Below are 18,346 nucleotides of genomic sequence, written 5' to 3'. Positions count from 1 at the left end.
GCCCCGACCGGGGGGACGAGCCGCCGGGGCCGGCCCCGAGACCCACGACGCGACGAGGCGATGAGGGGAGGAGATCAGCGATGACCGCTGCGAACACCGTGCTCGGCGGCCGTTACGAGCTCCAGGAGATCATCGGCCGCGGGGGCATGGCCGAGGTCTGGCGCGCCCGCGACGTGCGGCTCGGCCGCGACATCGCCGTCAAACGGCTGCGCATCGACCTGGCGACCGACCCGACCTTCCAGGCTCGCTTCGGCCGCGAGGCCCAGTCCGCGGCCGGGCTCAACCACCCGAACATCGTCTCCGTCTACGACACCGGCGGCCAGGTGGACGAGGCGACCGGCGTCGTCGTGCCGTACATCGTCATGGAGCTCGTGGGCGGGCGCACCCTGCGCGACATGCTGCGCGACGGGCGCACCATCGAGCCCGCCGAGGCCCTCGGCTACACGCGGGGCGTGCTCGACGCCCTCGACTACTCGCACAAGCACGGCATCATCCACCGCGACATCAAGCCCGCCAACGTGATGATCACTCCCACCGGCCAGGTGAAGGTGATGGACTTCGGCATCGCCCGCGCGGTGACCGACACGTCGGCGACGATGACGCAGACGGCCGCCGTGATCGGCACCGCCCAGTACCTCTCCCCCGAGCAGGCCCGCGGCGAGACCGTCGACTCGCGCTCCGACATCTACTCGGCCGGCTGCCTCCTCTACGAGCTGCTCACCGGCCGTCCCCCGTTCACCGGCGACTCCCCCGTGGCGGTCGCCTACCAGCACGTCCGCGAGACCGCGGCGCTGCCCAGCACGCTGGCGCCCAAGGTCACCGGGGCCATGGACGCCATCACGATGACGGCCCTGGCCAAGAACCCGAACGATCGCTACCAGACGGCCCGGCAGATGCGCGAGGACATCTCGCGCGTCCTCGAGGGCCAGCAGGCGACCGCGCAGATGCCGGCCATCGCCGCCGACACCACCCAGGTGGCGCTGCCCGCCGCACCGACCCGCCCGGCGCGCGCCCTGCCGGCCGAGGAGGAGCAGGACACCGGCAGCGTCGCCACGAAGAAGAAGCGCCGCGTCACGACGCCGACCGTCATCCTCGTGATCATCCTCGCGCTCATCGCGGTGGGCCTCGTCTACGGCGGCATCCGCCTGCGCGAGCTCCGCCGGGAGGCCCAGCAGACGACCGTCCCGGCCGTCATCGGGTTCACCCAGGAGCAGGCCGTCTCGACGCTCAAGAACTACAACCTCGACCCGCAGGTGCAGCACACCAACGGCGACTCCGCCACGAAGGGACAGGTCATCAGCACCGACCCGGCCGACGGCACGACCGTGCCGGTCAACTCCTCCGTCGTCATCGTCATCAACGACGGCCCCGCGGCCGGCACGATCCCCGACGTGACGGGCATGGACGAGGATGACGCCCGCGACGCCCTGCGCGCGGCGGGCTTCACGAACGTCGTGACGAAGGACGCCACCGAGGACCGGGAGAAGACCACGGACGTCGCCGACAAGATCATCGCGACGAGCCCGAGCGCGAACACCTCGGCCGACCCGGACTCGACGGTGACGCTCTACCGCGCCACCGGCCGCTCCCGGATGCCCGACGTCTCGGATTCGGGGATGAGCGAGGACGAGGCCGTCCGGGCGCTGGCCGGCGCCGGTTTCACGAACGTCCAGGTCATGGAGGTGGAGAGCTCCCAGTACCGGGCCGGCACGGTCTTCGAGCAGTCGGTGGCCGCCAACCAGCTGTACTCGCGCACCGACCAGGTGACGATCAAGGTCGCCGCGGCCCCCAGCGCCTCGGCGAGCCCCACGGCGGGGGGCGCGGCGAGCTCGCCCTCGTCGGGCTCGACCGCCCAGAGTCCCAGCCCGCACAAGTCGGGTTCATGACACCCATCGCCCGTGTGCGGGCAGATGAGGAACAATGGACCTGTGAGCACCGATGAACCGCTCAGCGGCAACCCTTCCTCCCGCACCGGCCAGAACGACGCCCGGACGACGCGCCCCATGCCGGTCGCGGGCGAGGCCGGGGCGGACGGGGACGGGTCCATCGCCTCCCTGAGCAACGGGCGCTACCAGCTCGTCGAGCGCATCGGCGCCGGCTCCATCGGTCAGGTCTGGCGCGCCCAGGACACGACCCTGCAGCGCGAGGTCGCCATCAAGACCATCAACCTGGCGACGAGCGCCGACCCGAGCACCGAGGCGCGCTTCCGCCGCGAGGCGATCGCGACCGCCGGGCTCAACCACCCGAGCATCGTCCAGATCTACGACTCCGGCGTCGACGGGCACAGCGCCTACATCGTCATGGAGTTCCTCCACGGCCCCAATCTGCAGTCGATCGTCACGGAACGGGGCCCGATCGACTGGCGGGCCGCCGTCCCGCTGCTCGCCCAGGTCGCCGCGGGGCTGGGCTCGGCCCACCGCCTCGGCGTCGTCCACCGCGACGTGAAGCCGGCCAACGTCGTGCTCTCGTCCGAGGAGCTCACGAGCACGCCGAAGCTCGTCGACTTCGGCATCGCACGCCTGGCGGACCAGCAGGCGACCGCCCTCACGAGCACGATGACGGCGATCGGCTCGGCGGCGTACATGTCGCCCGAGCAGGCCGCCGGCGAGCGCGTCGGGCCGAACTCCGACATGTACTCGTTCGGCTGCCTCATGATGACCGTGCTGACCGGTCAGCCCCCCTTCCCCGGCGAGTCGCCCGTGGCGGTGGCCCGCGCCCAGGTCTACGACACGCCCCCGCTGCTGCGCTCGCGCGTCCCGGACGCTCCGGTCTCGCTCGAGAACCTCGTCGCCGCGCTGATGGACAAGAGCCCCGAGGCCAGGCCCAGCGCCACCGAGACGGTCGCCGCCCTCAACGCGATCCACGGCGACCCCGACGCCCCCGGGCTCATCGAGCCTCCCCGCCCGGCCGGCCCCGGCACCGACATGGCGACCGTCGCCATGTCCGCCGCGGCGCTCGGGGCCGCGGCGACGCAGACGGCCGACGGGCAGGGCCTCACGAGGATCCTCCCGGCCGATGCGTCGGCCGCCGAGGCCGCCTCCGGCCCCGGGGCCACGGGCACGACGGCCGGCGCAGGCGCCACGGGCACGACGGCCGGGGGCACGGACGCGACGACCGTCGCCGGTACGGCGCCCTCACTCGTCCCGGTGGCCGGTGCCGCGGCGACCGGCGGCGGCGCCCGCCCGCCCGCCGGCCCCGGCGGAGGACGGACCGGGGGCAAAAACCCGGGCCGGAACAGGCGCATCGTCCTGGCGGTCATCATCATCGCGGTGCTCGCCGCGCTCATCATCGTGGCCTGGGCGCAGGGCCGCCGGTCGGCCGCCCCGAGCCCGTCCCAGACCGTCACCCAGACGCAGACCGCCACGGCCTCGTCCGCCCGCACGACCACCGCCGCGCCGACGAGCCAGGCCACCGCCGACGAGGAGGACCACAGCACCGGCTACGGCACCGGCGGCGACGAGGAGGACGGCGGCTACGGCACCGGCGGCTACGGCACCGGCGACTACGGCGACTACGGCACCGGCGGAACCACCGGCGGAGCCACGGCCACGGGCGGGGCCACCGCCGCGGAGCAGACCACGGCCGCCGGCCAGCCCACCGAGCAGCAGAACAACAACGGCGGCCAGCAGAACGGACAACAGGGCCAGAACGCCCCGAACATCTCGAACGATCAGCCCCAGTCCCAGGCCTGAGCGGGGTCGTGCCCCGGGCCCCGGGGCACGACCGTGGGACCGGCGCCCCCGCTGCCCCGTGGGACGGGTCGCGCCCGGCCGGGGCAGCCCGTCACAGGTCGCGTCCGGCGGGCGAGCCCGCCGTCGCGAGGAAGCCGTCGGGGGCGTCGTAGCCGGCCGCCGCGAAGGCCCGGTCCACGGCGCCGGCGACGCCGCCGACCAGGTCGAGCGGGACGACGGCCATGACGCAGCCGCCGAAGCCGCCGCCGACGAGACGGGCACCCCAGGCCCCCGCCCCGATCGCCGTCCCGACCGCCAGGTCGATCTGCGGCACGCTGACCTCCAGGTCGTCGCGCATCGAGACGTGGGCGGCCGTCATGCCCTCGGCCACGGCCCGCCAGTCGCCGGCCTCGAGGTCGTCGGCCATGCGGACGGCGCGGGCGTTCTCGGTGACGACGTGGCGCAGCCGTCGGAAGAGCACGTCGTCCAGCCTCGCCTCGGCGGCCGGGAGCTCGTCGACGCCCACCCGGCGCAGCAGGTCGACGCCGAGCAGCACGGCCGCGCGGTCGCACTCGGCGTGGCGGTCGCCGAAGTGCCCCGCCGACAGCGAGTGGCGGGTCCGGGTGTCGAGGATGAGCACGCCGACCCCGGCGCTCGCCGGATCGTAGGGCACCGGGCGCAGCGTCCGGTTCAGGAAGTCGATGAGGAGGGCGTGGCCCTTCACGCCGCGCAGCGCCGAGGTCTGGTCGACGCCGCCGGTGGGGGCCTGCGCGATCTCGTTCTCCGCGGTCTGGCAGTGGACGGCCAGGGCGACTCGGCCCGCGTCGTCGGCAAGCAGGCCGAGGCCGAACAGGTCGGAGGCCGCGGCGGCCACGGAGCACTCGAGGGCGGCGGAGCTCGACAGGCCGGCGCCGATGAGCAGATCGGAGCCGATGAGCATGTCGACGCCGCGCACCGGCAGGCCGGCCCGCCGCAGCGCCCACAGGACGCCTGCGGCGTAGGCGCCCCAGCCGCCGGGACGGTGGGCCGTCACCTCGTCGAGCCGCACGTCGACCTCGCCGGGCACGTCCAGGGAGACCATGCGGAGGCGCCCGTCGTCGCGGGGGGCGGCGGCCACCCAGGTACGCCGGTCCAGCGGGACCGGGAGGCAGAAGCCGCCGTTGTAGTCGGTGTGCTCGCCCACCAGGTTGAAGCGGCCGGGGGCCGACCAGACGCCGGACGGCGCCCGGCCGAAGCGCTCCCGGAAGTCGTCCGCGAGCCCCTGCGCGGTGCTCATCGGCGCCGCCCCGTGCCGAAGAGGGAGCGGACGATCCCGCGTCCGGCCGAACGGGCGAACCGCTCGAGGATCGAGGACTCGGCGACCTGCCCGACGACCGACTTCTCCCGGCGGGGCCGGCCCCGCCGGGCCTCCTGGACGGGGGCGGGCTCCTGCCGGGGCTGCCGGGCGCTCCGCCCGCCCTCGGCCTCGGCGGCCCGGGCGCCGGCGGCGGGTCGGGCGGCGAGCCCGTCGCCGGGGACGCCGGGCAGGGCGATGCCCGACAGATCGCCCTCGATGTCGGCCGCCAGGACGGGCACGCCGGCGGAGCTGAGCGACTCGGCGAGCAGCTGGAGGGTGACCGTCTTGCCGGTGCCCGTCGCGCCGGCGATGAGGCCGTGCCGGGCGACCATCCTCAGCGGGATGCGGATGCGCGCATCGGTGGCGGGCCCGCCGCCGATGCCGAGAACGCCCAAGTCGATGGCGGGCTCGCCGAAGGCGCAGCTGTCACGGATCCCGTCCACCTGCTCGGCGGACAGTTGCTGATCTGCCATGGCACCCAGCTTCTCACATCCGCCGAGGGCGGTGACGGATCGTTCCTCAGGCCTCCTCGACGGCCCGCATGCCGGGGACCCGGCGGCGCAGCTGCGTCTCGAGGCGCTGGCGCATCGTGAGGACGGCGGCCGGGCAGCCGCGGCAGGCCCCGTGCATGCGCACCGTGACGACGCCGTCGCGGGCGCCGACGAGTTCGATGGAACCGCCGTGCGCGGCGGCGATCTCGCCCACGGGGCCGTCGATGAGCTCGCGGGCGCACCAGCGCAGGGTCTCGTCCGGGCCGAGGCGCCGCGCGCCGGGACCGGGGGCCCAAGCGCCGATCCGGCCGAGGGCCGTCACGAGCGCGGTGCGCGCCCGAGGGCCGAGCTCCCGCCAGGAGCCGCCGGGGGCGGCGGTCACGAGGAGGGCGCCCGGGACGGCCTCGACGGCGGTCAGCTCCGCGCCGAGCAGCTCGTCCAGGCCGGGCGCGCCGAGCAGCGGGCCGACGAAGGGCAGCTCGACGCCGTGGACGACCCAGCGCAGCACGGCGGGATCGCCGGTGCGCTCGGGGTGGATGACCGCCGGGGCCGGCGCGCGCCCCGCACGAGCGGCGGGGCATCGGGGCGGGCGTCTCCTCGTGATCCTCATGCCCGCGGCCCTCACGTGATGAGCAGGGTGATGCCGCGGCCGATGAGGGCCATCACCCAGGCGAGGACGAACATGTAGCCGAAGGCGATGCCCGGCCACTTCCAGCCGCCCGTCTCGCGCCGCATGATCGCCACCGTCGACATGCACTGCAGGGCGAAGGCGAAGTAGAGGAGCAGGGCGACGGTGGTGGCGGGCGTGAACACCTTCTCGCCGGCGTGCGGGCCGGCGGTGTAGGTCCAGCCGTCGAGGGCGTCGGCCACCTCGGCGTCGTCCTCGGGGTCGAGGGCCGCGGCCATCTGGCCGAGCGTCGAGACGGAGACCTCGCGGGCGGCCAGCGAGCCGAGCAGGGCCACGTCGATGCGCCAGTCGAAGCCCAGCGGCTCGAAGACGGGCTCGATGGCCTTGCCGACGGACGCGGCGGCCGAGTGCTCCATCGTGTAGGCGGTGACGGCGACCTCGTCGCCGGGGTCGACGCCGGCGGCCGTCAGCTCGGCGTCGCCGCGCATCGGGAAGGTCGTGAGCGCCCAGATGGCCATCGTCGTGACGAGGATGATCGTTCCGGCCTTGCGCAGGAAGGCCTTGGTGGGCTCCCACATGGCGATGCCGACCGAGCGAGGGGTGGGGATGCGGTAGGGCGGCATCTCCATGTAGAACGGCAGGATGGTGCTGCGGCGGTCGGTGATGCGCTTGACGACGGCCGAGGCGGTGAGGGCCGAGAAGCCGCCGAGCAGGTAGAGCAGGAACATGGCCACGCCCTGCCCGCTGAAGGGCCCGACCCGGGTTCCGTCGGGGACGAGGATGCCCACGAGCAGGATGTACACGGGCAGTCTGGCCGAGCAGGTGGCCAGCGGCACGCCGAGCATCGTGGCGATGCGATCGCGGCTGTTCGGCAGGGTGCGGGTGGACATGACGCCCGGGATGGCGCAGGCGAAGCTCGAGAGCACGGCCACGAAGGCGCGCCCCTCGAGGCCGAAGCGGCTCATGAGCCGGTCCATGAGGAAGGCCGCCCGCGACATGTAGCCCACCGCGTCGAGCAGGGCGAGGATGAAGTACATCATGACGATCTGCGGCACGAAGGTGAGCACGCTGCCGACGCCGCCGAGCAGGCCGTTGGCGACGAACGAGGACAGCAGGGAGTCCCCGAGGCGGTCGCCGACGATCCCTGCGAGCCAGCCGAAGAAGTCCTCGACCCCGTCCTGCAGGGGCGCCGCCCAGGTGAAGATCGCCTGGAAGAAGACGAACATGACGGCGAAGAAGATGACCGTGCCGAGCACCGGGTGGAGCAGGACGCGGTCGATGCGCTCGGTGCGGGCGTCGGAGTGGGGGTCCCGGTAGCCGCTGTCGGTCAGCACCGAGTCGACCCAGCCGGCGAGCTCGGTCGTGTCGGCGGGCGGGTCGACGGGCGGCACCGTCCAGTCCCGCCAGCCGGTGATGAGATCGCGCAGCTCGCCGATCCCGATGCCCCGGTTGGCGACGACGGACACGACCGGCACGCCGAGCGCCCGGCTCAGCGCCGCGGTGTCGATCGAGCCACCGCGACGGTTCAGCTCGTCGCCCATGGTGAGGACGAGGGCCGTCGGCATGTGGCGCTGGACGACCTCGGCGAACAGGAGCAGGGAGCGGCGCAGGGCGGTGGAGTCGGCGATGACGAGCAGGCCGTCCGGTGCGCCGATGCCCTCGACCTCTCCGTTGAGCAGATCGACGACGAGCTGTTCGTCGGGCGAGATCGGGGTGAGGGAGTAGGCGCCGGGCAGATCCTCGATGTTGTACTCGTCACCGCCGATGCGGGCCACCCCGGCCGACCGGGAGACGGTGACGCCGGGGTAGTTGCCGGTGCGGGCGTGCAGGCCGGTGAGACGGTTGAAGACGGAGGTCTTGCCGCCGTTCGGCGAGCCGATGAGGGCGATGCGGGGTGCGCCGCCGGCCGGTGCGGGCGAAGCGGGGACGCAGTGGCTGAGAGCTGTGGACATGGGCGATCATCTGGACCTGGGGTCGGGTTCTTGGGAAATGGGCCGGGAGGAGCGGTCAGGAGGCCGCCGCCACGCGGATCATGGCGGCCTGCTCCGCGCGGATGCACATGTGCACGTCGCAGACCCGGAAGACGATGGGGCCCGACCAGAAGGCACGACGCACGTAGGAGATCTCGCGCCCCTCGCAGAATCCGAGCAGACGCAGCCGGTGCTGCACCGAGTGGTCGAGATCGGGGTCGACGTGCGCGATGACGCCGCTGCCGCCGGGGCCGAGGGCCGTCAGGGGAACCATCCCGTCCGCCGAGGAACACCGATCGGTCGTCGTGGTTGCTGACACTGCGAACCTCCTCATCCGTGACCCGCCGACGGCGGGCCGTTGCCTCCGAGAAATAACCGAGGCAAGCCTACGCTGCTCACCGGGTGGAGGGAAGACCGGGTTCGTGCGGGGCCCGCGAGGGCGTCGGCGCCGTCGGGGCGTCCGACGAGGCCCGGGCCCGTGCCGCGCCCCTGCGAGCAGCTCCCCGGAACGGCCCGGGGCCCGAGAACCGCGCGTCCCGGTCCCCCGGTGCGTCTATGATCAAGGCACTGCATCGCGCGCCGCCGGCGACGCGGCCGGCGGAGTTTCCGGTGCGGGCGCGCGGGTGCCGTGGTGATGTGAGACGTGGTGGCGTGAGAGAGGCAATCCCATGCGCAAGTGGTACACACCGGTCCTCCTCGTGGTGCTCGTCCTCTTCGTCGCCTTCGCGGGCTGGTGGGGCGTCCGCATGGCCACCGGGCCGCTCGATCCCGCGAGCGCGTGCGAGACCACGGCGCTGACGAGCCTGAGCACCGGCCAGGTGCAGGTGCGCGTCTACAACGCCGGCACCGTCAAGGGCCAGGCCACGACGGTCGCGAACCAGCTGAAGGGCGCCGGCTTCGTCATCCACAGCACCAGCAACACCGACGACGACTACAAGGGCACGACCATCGTCGGCGCCTCGGGCGACGATCCGCAGATGCAGCTCGTCGCCTCGTTCTTCCCCGGCGCGACGGTCACCACCGACCACCGCCAGAACGGGCTGGTCGACGTCGTCGTCACCGACGACCTGGGACAGGGCTTCAGGGCCGACGCGGCCACGAGCATCGACGTCCCCTCGGGGCACGCCTGCCTGCCGGTCGCGCAGCCCAGTCACTCGGCGACGGGCGGCGCCTGAGCCCGTCAGGCGCGCCGGGACCTGCGCGTCCACCCGGCCAGCCGGCCGTGGCGCCCGACGGCCAGAAGGCGGGCCTCGACCTCGGCGCGCTGATCGGCGGGCGTGACGACGAGGATCTGGTCGCCCGTCTCGAGGGCGGTGTCGCCGTCGGGCGAGAAGGACTCGTCCCCGCGCATGACGAGCGCGACGATCGCATTGCGCGGCAGGCGCAGTTCGAGCACCCGCACGCCGGCCAGGCGCGAGCCCTCGGGGATGTTGACGGTCAGCAGGTCGGCGCGGCGCTCGTCGAAGGGCGCCACCTCGATGTCGACGTCGGTCGCGGCGCGCGGGTCGACGAGGCCGAGCCGCCTGGCCATCCACGGCAGCGTCGGCGCCTGCAGCGAGGTGAAGACGACGACGAAGACGACGATGACGTCGAAGAGCACGTCGGAGCCGGGCATGCCGGCCGCCATCGGGACGGTCGCCAGGATGATCGGCACCGCGCCGCGCAGGCCGGCCCAGCTCATGAAGGCCTGGTGCCGCCAGCCGGTGCCGAACCAGACGGTGCTGACGTAGACGGCCAGCGGGCGGGCGACGAGGGTCAGGACGACGCCGAGGGCGACGCCGGCGCCGATGTCGGGCCGGCTGATCGTCGAGGGGTGGACGAGCAGGCCGAGCATGACGAACAGCCCGATCTGGGCGACCCAGCCGATGCCCTCGGCGAAGGACTTCGTGGCGTGCCGGTGCGGCAGCTGCCCGTTGCCCAGGGCGACGGCGCAGACGTAGACGGCGGCGAAGCCGGAGCCGTGGATGAACCCGACCAGGCCGTACGTGACGAGGATCCAGCACATGACGGCCAGCGGGTACAGGCCGGAGTTCGACAACGAGAGGCGGCGCAGGAACTGCACGCCGATCCAGCCCATCACGAGGCCCGCGGCGACGCCGATGGCCAGCTCGCCGACGACCTCGCCGGCCAGGCCGGGCATGCCGCCGGAGGGACTGCTGCCCATCGCCAGCTCGGTGCCGGCGATGACCAGCAGGACGGTGGGGGCGTCGTTGAAGCCGGACTCGGTCTCGAGGGCCGCCCGCACCCTGGGCGGCAGCGACACCCCGCGCAGCACCGAGAAGACGGCCGCGGCGTCGGTGGGCGCCACGACGGCGCCGAGCAGGAAGGCGACGGCGCGCGGCAGCCCCAGGACGAAGTAGCCGAACAGGCCGACGACGGTGATGGTCACGAGCGAGCCGACGACGGCCAGGGACAGACCGACGCCGAGGACCGGCTTCATCTGCTTCCAGGAGGTCGTGAGACCGCCCTCGGCGAGGATGAGGACGAGGGCGACGAAGCCCAGATCGTGGGCCAACGAGGCGTCGTCGAAGCGGATGCCGAAGCCGGCGTTGCCGAGGGCGACGCCGACGAGGAGGAACAGGAGCAGGGCGGGCAGCCCGGCACGAGTACCCAGGCGGGCGGCGGCGATCGCCACGAGCGCCACGGCGGCGGCGACGAGCAGTGTCAGGTCCGCTGCGGCCATGGGCTCCTCCCCCCTGTCTGCTCCGGGTCAGCTGGAGGGCTCCGGCTCGGCGCCGAAGGCCTCCTCACGGGTCATGTCGTCGGTGATGGCCCGCATCGGGCGGGTGGGGCGCTCGTCCTCGAGATCCTCGACGGCCCCGAGGACCGCGCGCCGGGCCCGACGGGGATGGTAGGACTCGTCCCGCCCGGCACCTGGCCGGCGGACGGCCGCCCGCCCCTCGCGCCGGGCCCGCTGCGGCGCCCGCGTCTCGGTGGTGACGACGGTGCTGGCGGCCTTGTCCCCGTACAACCAGGCCGCGTCCTCCTCGGGGGTGGCCCGGCGGGCCCCGACGGGCCAGCCGATGGGCTCGGAGCCGGCGGGGGGCCCGGACACCCCGTCCGGCGGTCCGGACCGGGACGGGCCCGGCCAGCCGATGGGCTCGGTGGCCTCGATGACGTCGTCCTGCTCGGAGGCCGCGCGGGGGGACCGGCCGGAGGGCGCATGAGGGTCCGGGCCCGGAGCCGCGGGAGGGCCCTGGTCGGGAGTCGCCGCATCGGGGACGTCGGCGTACCGGGCGGCCGGCACGGCCGCGGTCCGCCCGGCGGGAATGATCGCGGTCCGCTCGGCGGACGCCACCGGCGCGGCGGGTGCGGGATCGGGCGCCCGACCCGGGGCGGTCTTCGCCCCGGCCGCCCCGATGGCGTGCGCGGGGGCCTCGTCCGGCTCGGCGGACGCCCTCGCGGGGCCAGCGGCCGCGGCGGCGACGCCGGTCATGCCCATGGCGGTGGAGCCGACCCTGAAGGCGCCGATCTTGTTGATCTCCTCGGGGACGGCCTTGCGGCCGGCCTGCAGACCGATCGACGCGAGCGCGCGGGCGAGGCTCTCGGCCTGGGAGCGCCGGACGGGGGCCAGGTAGCTCCGCTCGGGGACGATGGTGGACTCCGTGTAACCGAGCGAGCGCTTCAGCGCGGCATCGGGCACCGGTCGCACCCAGATCGTCGGGTGCTTGGCGGCGATGACGCCGCCGTTGGCGATGCTGGCGCGGTCGATGGACCACGGGGCGTGGCCCTCGTTGCGCACCCCGTCCTCGTCGACGGTGACGTGGAAGGTGATGGGACGCAGCATGAGGACGGCGATGACGATCTCGAGCACGGCCAGGACGATCCAGATGATGGAGGTCGTCGGCGTGCCGAACCGGAACCAGATGACGGCGATGGTGATGAGCACGATGGCGACGACCACCGAGAAGATGCCGACCGGCAGCGAGCGCCGAGTCGTGACGCGGGACTCAGCCAGTGCCATGCATTCCGCCTCCAAACATTCGATGACCAGCGCCGGAGCCGCCGTTGGCGCGTCCTGGGCGGCCCATTGCGACGCGGGCCGGCCGGGCACCGGTGCGACGGAGCGGCACCATGCGCGGCAAGTTTACCGGAGCCCCCGATCCATGAGGATGGTTCAACGCCCCATGAGGATGGTTCAACGCCCCATGAGGATGGTTCAACGCCGCGCGCCGCCGCCCGGGAGGGGCGACCGGACGGCGGCCACCGGGCTCCCCTCGGAGTTCCCCACCCGCCAGATGGAACGCGGAACAGCGGGATCATCCCCGCCCGCGCGGGGCGGAGTCCCCCACCCGTCAGATGGAACGAGTTCCGCCCGACCGAGGATCTTCCCCGTCCCCGGCCGCATCCTCGCGTACGGGCGGCAGCCTCTCGAGCTCGGCCTCGGACCTGCGCTCGTCCAAGATCCTGTTCGCCCGTGCCACCACGGCGTCGTCGAGAGCGGTGTGCAATCTGCCAGCGCGCGCCCCGACGCCGTGCACGAGCCTCGATGCCCCGCCGGCCGCGTCGCCGGCCATACCCCCGACGGCCCGGAACCATTTCTTGCCGTCGAGCTGTCGTGAACCGCTCAATTCGACACCGGCTCTGGAGGCGAAGGCGTCGATGATTTCGTTGACCCGGTTCGCATGCCGGGTCACCCTGCCGGAGTTGATGGGGTTCATGACACAGCCGGCATTCGACAACTCGGCGCTCCTGGCGATCGACCCGCTGATGCTCTCGAGGGCCTCGATGATGCTCGCGGTCCGCTCACTGCGCACCGTGACGATGACCCGACGGTGGTCCTCGAGCTCGTCCGGGGTGTCCGAGGCCACTCGTTCGAGCTCCACGCAGTACTGCTCGTCCTGGATGAGGATCGTCCTCGCAAGAACCTTCATCCAGAACGTGGTCTCCCTCTCCGCGCGCGTCAGCGCATCAGCGAGCCTGTCCACATCCTTTCCGCACCCCTCGATCTCGTCGGCCAAGGACCTCAGTTCCCGGATGGCCCGACTCTGGTGGGCCCTGAGCGGCGTCGAGTTGTTCTCGACCTTGGACCACGTCGTCGCTGAGACCGTACCGGTCGCGACGCGGAGCGATTCAGCCTCGCGGACAGCTCCGGCGAATCCGTCGAGCTCGCTCATCACCCTGGTTCTGTCCGCCTCGATGAGCCGACCCACTTTCACGTCGATCTGCTCGAGGCACCGCTGCATCTGCTCGAGTGAGTGCTGAATGGCCATCTGGGTCGCCATGGATGACAGCACCGCCGTCCCTGCCGGGTTGGCCAGACTCACGCTGCTGAACCGCAGATGCTTGGCTATCCGGGTTCCCTCGCCTCCGGCAAGATCACGGGTACGCAGGACGCCGCGGGACAGGTTCGTCACCCCGTGCCGCCTGACGTAGGCGACGGAGGCGTCGTCGAGCCGGAGCCAGCGTCCGCTCTCGGTCATCAGCGCACTGGTTCCGCCGAGCACGGTCCCGAGGCGCGCCACGAGGCTGGACGATCCGATCGTCCGGGTCGTGAGAGCAGGGTCCTCGTCGACCAGGGCGAGGGCCTCCGGCACGCCCCAGAGCAGGATCCCGTCCTCGGACTCGAAGACCTGGAGTTCACGATCGGCATCAGTCATGGACGCATGATGACGGAGCCGACTGACAGATCGGCTCCACTGCACGTCATGCCCACGATTCGCCCGGCACGCAGAGGATCCCCCGCCGGAGCGGGGGACCCAGTGGCGGTGACGGAGGGATTTGAACCCTCGGTGGCTTGCACCACACTCGCTTTCGAGGCGAGCTCTTTCGGCCGCTCAGACACGTCACCAGGGGCAACGATACCGATCCGGGAGGCCCGCGCTCAAATCCCGTGCGCGGCCGGGGCCCGGTGCCGGGCCCGCCAGGACCGGGGCCGCCGGGCGCACGGCGGCCGGTTCAGCGGCGGTCGGCGAAGAAGCCGTCGAGGACGGCCGAGCAGGGTCCGACCATGATGCCGCTCACGACCTGCGGGCGATGGTTCAGCCGCGGGTCGCGCACGACGTCGAAGAGCGAGGCCACCGCGCCCGCCCGCGGGTCGAACGCGCCGAAGACGAGGGTCCCGACCCGCGCCGCGACGAGCGCCCCGGCGCACATGGTGCACGGCTCGAGGGTCACGACGAGCGTGCAGTCGTCCAGCCGCCAACGGCCGAGCGCCCTCGCGGCGGCGCGCAGGGCGAGCACCTCGGCATGGGCGGTGGGATCGGCATCGCGCTCGCGGCGGTTGCCGGCCGTCGCGAGGACCGCGCCGTCCCGCCCGAGGACGACGGCCCCGACCGGAACGTCGCCGGCGGCGCCGGCATCGCGGGCGGCGGCCAGCGCCTCGGACATGGCGGCGCCCCAGCGGCTCATCGCCGCCGCCCGGGCGCGGGAGCCGGCCTCACAGGTGGATGACGCGGTCGAACTGGGGGGCGAACTTGATCTTCTCGATGACGCGGTGCGCCAGCTCGCCGGAGTCCTCGTCGAGGTCGTCGAGGATGTTCTCCATGTCGAACTCGGAGACGCCCTGGTCGGCCAGGATGTCGAGGTCGCCGACCGGCTCGGAGTCCTCGTCGTCGTCATCGGCGTCGGGCACGTCGAGTCCGAGGTAGTCGACGACGTCGCGGGCCAGCGGCCAGTCGTTGCTCGACAGCGAGTCGGACAACAGCACCTGCACCTGGCGCCCGCGACAGCGGCCGACGACGAAGAACTCGCCGTTGACGCTGGCGACGCCAACCGCGCCGGTGTCGCCCGGCATGCGGCGCAGCTGGGCGATCAGCTCGTCGAGGTCGTTGGCGCAGGCGTCGGACAGCGGCATGACGACGGGGGCGCCGTCCTCGCGGTAGAGGGCCGCCACGAAGTCGATCTCGTCGGCTGTGGCGTCCTCGTAGTCGTCCTCGTCGTCATCGTCGTCCGTGTCGTCATCGTCGAGGCCGTCCTCGTCCTCATCGTCGTCGAGGTCGTCGTAGTCATCGGAGATGACACCACGGTCGGCGTCGTCGCGATCATCGAGGCTGTCGAGCTCCTCGGCATCCTCGTCGTCGTCGAAATCCCTCGTCATGTCCTCAGCCATGTCGACCTCCTGTATGGCCCAGCCGGCACCGGTTGCCCGGGGCTCCCCGCTCGGCGCCCATGCCCCGCGCACCGAGTAACCCAAGTGTATGGGACACTCGGGCCCGTGGAACTGCGCGTCGTTGATCATCCTCTGGTCGCTCACAAGCTCACTCACCTGCGCGAGGAGAGCACGTCGAGCCCGACCTTCCGCCTGCTCGTCGCCGAGCTCGTGACCCTGCTGGCCTACGAGGCGACCCGTCAGGTGCGCGTCGAACAGGCCGGGATCACCACCCCCGTCGCCCCGACGACCGGCGTCCGGCTCAGCGAGAAGCCCCTCGTCGTGCCGATCCTGCGCGCCGGCCTGGGCATGCTCGAGGGCTTCACCCGCCTCGTCCCGACGGCGGAGGTCGGTTTCGTCGGGATGGCCCGCGACGAGCGGACGCTCAAGCCCACCACCTATGCCGAACGGCTGCCGCACGACCTGTCCGGACGCCAGTGCTATGTGCTCGACCCGATGCTCGCCACCGGCGGCTCGCTGGCGGGCTGCGTGCACTTCCTGGCCCGACGGGGCGCGACCGACATCACCTGCATCTGCCTGCTGGCCGCCCCGGAGGGCATCGAGCGCGTGCGCGGGCTCATGGACTCGACCGACGTCGACGGCCGGCTCGTCGTGGCCTCGATCGACGAGCGGCTCAACGAACGCGGCTACATCGTCCCGGGCCTGGGGGACGCCGGCGACCGCCTCTACGGCCTGGCCGAGTGAGGGCCGCCCCGGCCCGACCCTCGTCGTTCCCACCTCACTTCTGCGCTCCACCTCACTTCTGCGCTCCCACCTCGGACACAACCCGGGTGCGAACGCAGAAGTGGGGTGGGAGGCGGGACGCACACGGCGAGAGACGGGACGACGAGGTGGGAGCGGAGGACCGGCCCGTCCCCGACCGACACGCGAACGCGCACCGCCTCAACCGACGGGTGGATCCGCGACGAGGGGCCCGCCCGTAGTCTTGCCGCGTGAGGATCATCAAACGCCTTGCCAACTGGTTCGGCCTGCACCCGATGGCGGGCGATGTCATCTGGGCGCTCATCCTGGTGCAGCCGACCCTCGGCAACACGCTCTCCCTCTTCACCGCGGAGGAGCAGGAGAATCCTCTCGGCTACTTCCCGAGCACCGCGTTCAACCACGTCCTCATGATCGCCTGGGGCGTCTCGTACGCGGCACCGCTCATCTGGCGCCGCACGCGGCCGGCGCTCATGTGCACCCTGCTCGTCGTCCCCCACCTGGTGCAACTCGCCGTCGTGCCCATCCCGATGTTCCCGAACATCTTCGTGCTCATCGCGATGTTCGCCGTCGCCGCCTACGGCAGCGAGCGGGCGCGCAGGCTGTGGCTGGCCCTGGGCGTCGCCGCCTCGCTCGCCGCGGCCATCAAATGGACGACGGGCGCCGCCGTGGGCTCGCAGAGCGACGGGTCGGGCCCTCACGACGTCGTGGGCATCATGACCTTCCTCTTCGTGATGCTCGCCGCCTCGGTCACCGTCTGCTGGCTCCTGGGCGCCTTCACCCGCGAACGCTTCACGACGGTGCGCACCCTCAAGGACCGCGCCGACGCCATCGCCGCCGAACGCGACCGCTTCGCGCAGCTGGCCGCCGAGCAGGAGCGCTCGCGCATCGCCCGCGAGATGCACGACGTCGTCGCCCACTCGCTGAGCGTCATCGTCGTCCAGACCGACGGCGCCTCCTACGCGCTCGACCAGCCCGGCGACGCCGCCGCCAAGCTCGAACTGGCCCGCGAGGCCCTGGCCCGCATCGCATCCACCTCCCGCGAGGCGCTGCGCGAGACGCGCGCGCTCGTCGGCGTGCTCCGCGAGGGCGAGGCGCCCGAGATGGCCCCCCAGCCACTGCTCGACGAGGTCGACGAGCTCATCGAGTCGACGCGGGTCTCCGGGCTGGACATCGACTACGCCGTCGACGGCTCCCCCGAGGCGCACGCCCCGCTCGGCCCCGCCCGCGAGACGGCCGCCTACCGCATCGTCCAGGAGTCCCTGACGAACGTGATCAAGCACGCGGGGCCGGGCGCGCACGCCTGGGTGCACCTCACGCACTCCGGCACGGGCCTGATGATCAGCATCCGCGACGACGGGAACGGCGCCGACGCCGATGACGGACACGGCCACGGGCTCATCGGGATGCGCGAACGCGTCGCCCCCTTCGGGGGTACGCTCGCGGCGCGGCCGAGGCTCGACGGGGGCTTCGAGGTGCTCGCGATCATCCCGGTCGACGAGGACGGTCCGCCGAGCGATCGGCGCACCGGCGCCGAAGGGCCCGGCGCGCCGGCCCCGTTGAGCAGAATCACCGATCTGACGAGGAATAACTCATGACCGAGAACATCATCACGCTACTGCTCGCCGATGACCAGGAAATGGTCCGGGCGGGCTTCCGCATGGTGCTCGACGCGCAGCAGGACATGACCGTCGTCGGCGAGGTGGGCGACGGCCGGGCCGCCGTGGACGCGGTCGTCGGAGCCCCCTCCGATGCGCGCCCCGACCTCGTCCTCATGGACATCCGCATGCCTCACCTCAACGGGGTGGCCGCCACCGAGTCGATCACCTCAGCCACCGACACGAAGGTGCTCGTGCTGACCACCTTCGACCTCGACGAGTACGTCTACTCGGCCCTGCAGGCCGGCGCCTCCGGCTTCCTGCTCAAGGACGCCGGGCCGGCGGAGCTGCTGGCCGCCATCCGGGCCGTCGCGTCAGGCGAGGCGGTCGTCGCCCCGAGCGCGACCCGGCGGCTGCTGGAGCGCTTCGTACCCACGCTGCCCAGGGCCGACCAGGGCGGCGGCGCCCGCGAGCGGCTGGAGGCTCTCACCGAGCGCGAGCGCGAGGTGCTCACGCTCGTCGGTCAGGGCCTCAACAACTCCGAGATCGCCGAGCGGCTCTTCCTCGGCGAGGCCACCGTCAAGACGCACGTGGGCCACATCCTCGCCAAGCTGGGGTTGCGCGACCGCGTGCACATGGTCGTCTTCGCGTACGACGCGGGGATGGTCCAGCCCCGCGGCTGAGACGGGCGGCGCGCCACCGCCGACGCGCGCGTGGTCGGGCCCGACCACGCCGATCGGGCCGAGGGCCCCTCCTCCCCGTAGTCGGCCCGGACGCCCGTTCCTCCTCCGATCGGACGAGTCGACGACGACGGCTCCCTCCCCGGTATGAACCGCGAACCC

General features: G+C 72.8%; 16 protein-coding genes and 1 tRNA gene. 6 read left to right on the top strand and 11 right to left on the bottom strand.

From position 1 onward, the window contains the following. The first annotated feature begins 80 nt into the window (after positions 1-80). Positions 81-1,886: a Stk1 family PASTA domain-containing Ser/Thr kinase gene (pknB, locus tag K336_RS0103830; protein ID WP_028706333.1), complete on the top strand. Its 1,806-nt coding sequence runs from the start codon at positions 81-83 to the stop codon at positions 1,884-1,886. Between the two features lie 42 nt (positions 1,887-1,928). Then, a complete protein-coding gene (locus K336_RS14215) occupies positions 1,929-3,692 on the top strand; it encodes a serine/threonine-protein kinase (RefSeq protein ID WP_051245375.1) in 1,764 nt (587 codons plus the stop codon). Positions 3,693-3,783: 91 nt separating this feature from the next. On the opposite strand, the gene K336_RS0103820 is transcribed toward K336_RS14215, so the two are convergent. The 5 genes from K336_RS0103820 to K336_RS14210 form a co-directional block, all read right to left on the bottom strand. Beyond that, entirely contained in the window at positions 3,784-4,947 is a 1,164-nt protein-coding gene (locus tag K336_RS0103820) for a galactokinase (protein WP_028706332.1), read from the bottom strand. Further along, positions 4,944-5,480 carry a helicase HerA-like domain-containing protein gene (locus K336_RS0103815; protein WP_028706331.1) on the bottom strand — a complete coding sequence of 179 codons (537 nt, stop codon included), beginning with the start codon at positions 5,478-5,480 and terminating at the stop codon, positions 4,944-4,946. Before K336_RS0103815 ends, K336_RS0103820 begins: the two co-directional genes overlap by 4 nt. A 46-nt stretch (positions 5,481-5,526) precedes the next feature. Then, entirely contained in the window at positions 5,527-6,108 is a 582-nt protein-coding gene (locus K336_RS0103810) for a NifU family protein (RefSeq protein ID WP_051245374.1), read from the bottom strand. Between the two features lie 11 nt (positions 6,109-6,119). Next, on the bottom strand, positions 6,120-8,006 hold the full coding sequence (gene feoB, locus K336_RS0103805; protein WP_028706329.1) for a ferrous iron transporter B: 1,887 nt from the start codon (positions 8,004-8,006) through the stop codon (positions 6,120-6,122). A gap of 127 nt (positions 8,007-8,133) precedes the next feature. Next, positions 8,134-8,415, bottom strand: coding sequence for a FeoA family protein (locus tag K336_RS14210; RefSeq protein ID WP_233418714.1), 282 nt, complete (start codon positions 8,413-8,415; stop codon positions 8,134-8,136). 349 nt (positions 8,416-8,764) lie between these two features. On the opposite strand from K336_RS14210, the gene K336_RS0103795 reads away from it, so the two are divergent. Continuing rightward, on the top strand, positions 8,765-9,271 hold the full coding sequence (locus K336_RS0103795; RefSeq protein WP_028706328.1) for a LytR C-terminal domain-containing protein: 507 nt from the start codon (positions 8,765-8,767) through the stop codon (positions 9,269-9,271). Positions 9,272-9,276: 5 nt separating this feature from the next. On the opposite strand, the gene K336_RS0103790 is transcribed toward K336_RS0103795, so the two are convergent. The 6 genes from K336_RS0103790 to K336_RS0103765 form a co-directional block, all read right to left on the bottom strand. Beyond that, positions 9,277-10,779: a potassium/proton antiporter gene (locus tag K336_RS0103790; protein WP_028706327.1), complete on the bottom strand. Its 1,503-nt coding sequence runs from the start codon at positions 10,777-10,779 to the stop codon at positions 9,277-9,279. Between the two features lie 27 nt (positions 10,780-10,806). Continuing rightward, positions 10,807-12,060, bottom strand: coding sequence for a hypothetical protein (locus K336_RS0103785; RefSeq protein ID WP_028706326.1), 1,254 nt, complete (start codon positions 12,058-12,060; stop codon positions 10,807-10,809). Positions 12,061-12,391: 331 nt separating this feature from the next. Next, the gene (locus K336_RS0103780; RefSeq protein WP_028706325.1) at positions 12,392-13,696 is read right to left on the bottom strand and encodes a hypothetical protein; all 1,305 of its coding nucleotides are present in this window, start codon (positions 13,694-13,696) and stop codon (positions 12,392-12,394) included. A 103-nt stretch (positions 13,697-13,799) separates the two neighbouring features. After that, a tRNA-Ser gene (locus K336_RS0103775) sits at positions 13,800-13,887 on the bottom strand. Positions 13,888-13,994: 107 nt separating this feature from the next. Further along, positions 13,995-14,426: a nucleoside deaminase gene (locus K336_RS0103770; RefSeq protein WP_028706324.1), complete on the bottom strand. Its 432-nt coding sequence runs from the start codon at positions 14,424-14,426 to the stop codon at positions 13,995-13,997. A 49-nt stretch (positions 14,427-14,475) separates the two neighbouring features. Continuing rightward, positions 14,476-15,147, bottom strand: a complete 672-nt coding sequence (locus tag K336_RS0103765; protein ID WP_081660553.1) for a tRNA adenosine deaminase-associated protein — start codon at positions 15,145-15,147, stop codon at positions 14,476-14,478. A gap of 105 nt (positions 15,148-15,252) precedes the next feature. On the opposite strand from K336_RS0103765, the gene upp reads away from it, so the two are divergent. The 3 genes from upp (at position 15,253) to K336_RS0103750 (ending at position 18,187) form a co-directional block, all read left to right on the top strand. Beyond that, positions 15,253-15,891 carry a uracil phosphoribosyltransferase gene (upp, locus tag K336_RS0103760; RefSeq protein ID WP_028706322.1) on the top strand — a complete coding sequence of 213 codons (639 nt, stop codon included), beginning with the start codon at positions 15,253-15,255 and terminating at the stop codon, positions 15,889-15,891. A gap of 248 nt (positions 15,892-16,139) precedes the next feature. Then, positions 16,140-17,504 carry a sensor histidine kinase gene (locus K336_RS14205; protein WP_021797875.1) on the top strand — a complete coding sequence of 455 codons (1,365 nt, stop codon included), beginning with the start codon at positions 16,140-16,142 and terminating at the stop codon, positions 17,502-17,504. Continuing rightward, positions 17,501-18,187, top strand: coding sequence for a response regulator (locus K336_RS0103750; protein WP_028706321.1), 687 nt, complete (start codon positions 17,501-17,503; stop codon positions 18,185-18,187). Before K336_RS14205 ends, K336_RS0103750 begins: the two co-directional genes overlap by 4 nt. Positions 18,188-18,346 lie beyond the last annotated feature (159 nt).

It is taken from the genome of Propionibacterium acidifaciens DSM 21887 (assembly GCF_000426605.1).
In the GTDB taxonomy this organism is placed as follows: domain Bacteria; phylum Actinomycetota; class Actinomycetes; order Propionibacteriales; family Propionibacteriaceae; genus Propionibacterium; species Propionibacterium acidifaciens.
Note: the sequence above shows the minus strand (reverse complement) of the source record. Positions and strands in the feature narration are given on the sequence as shown.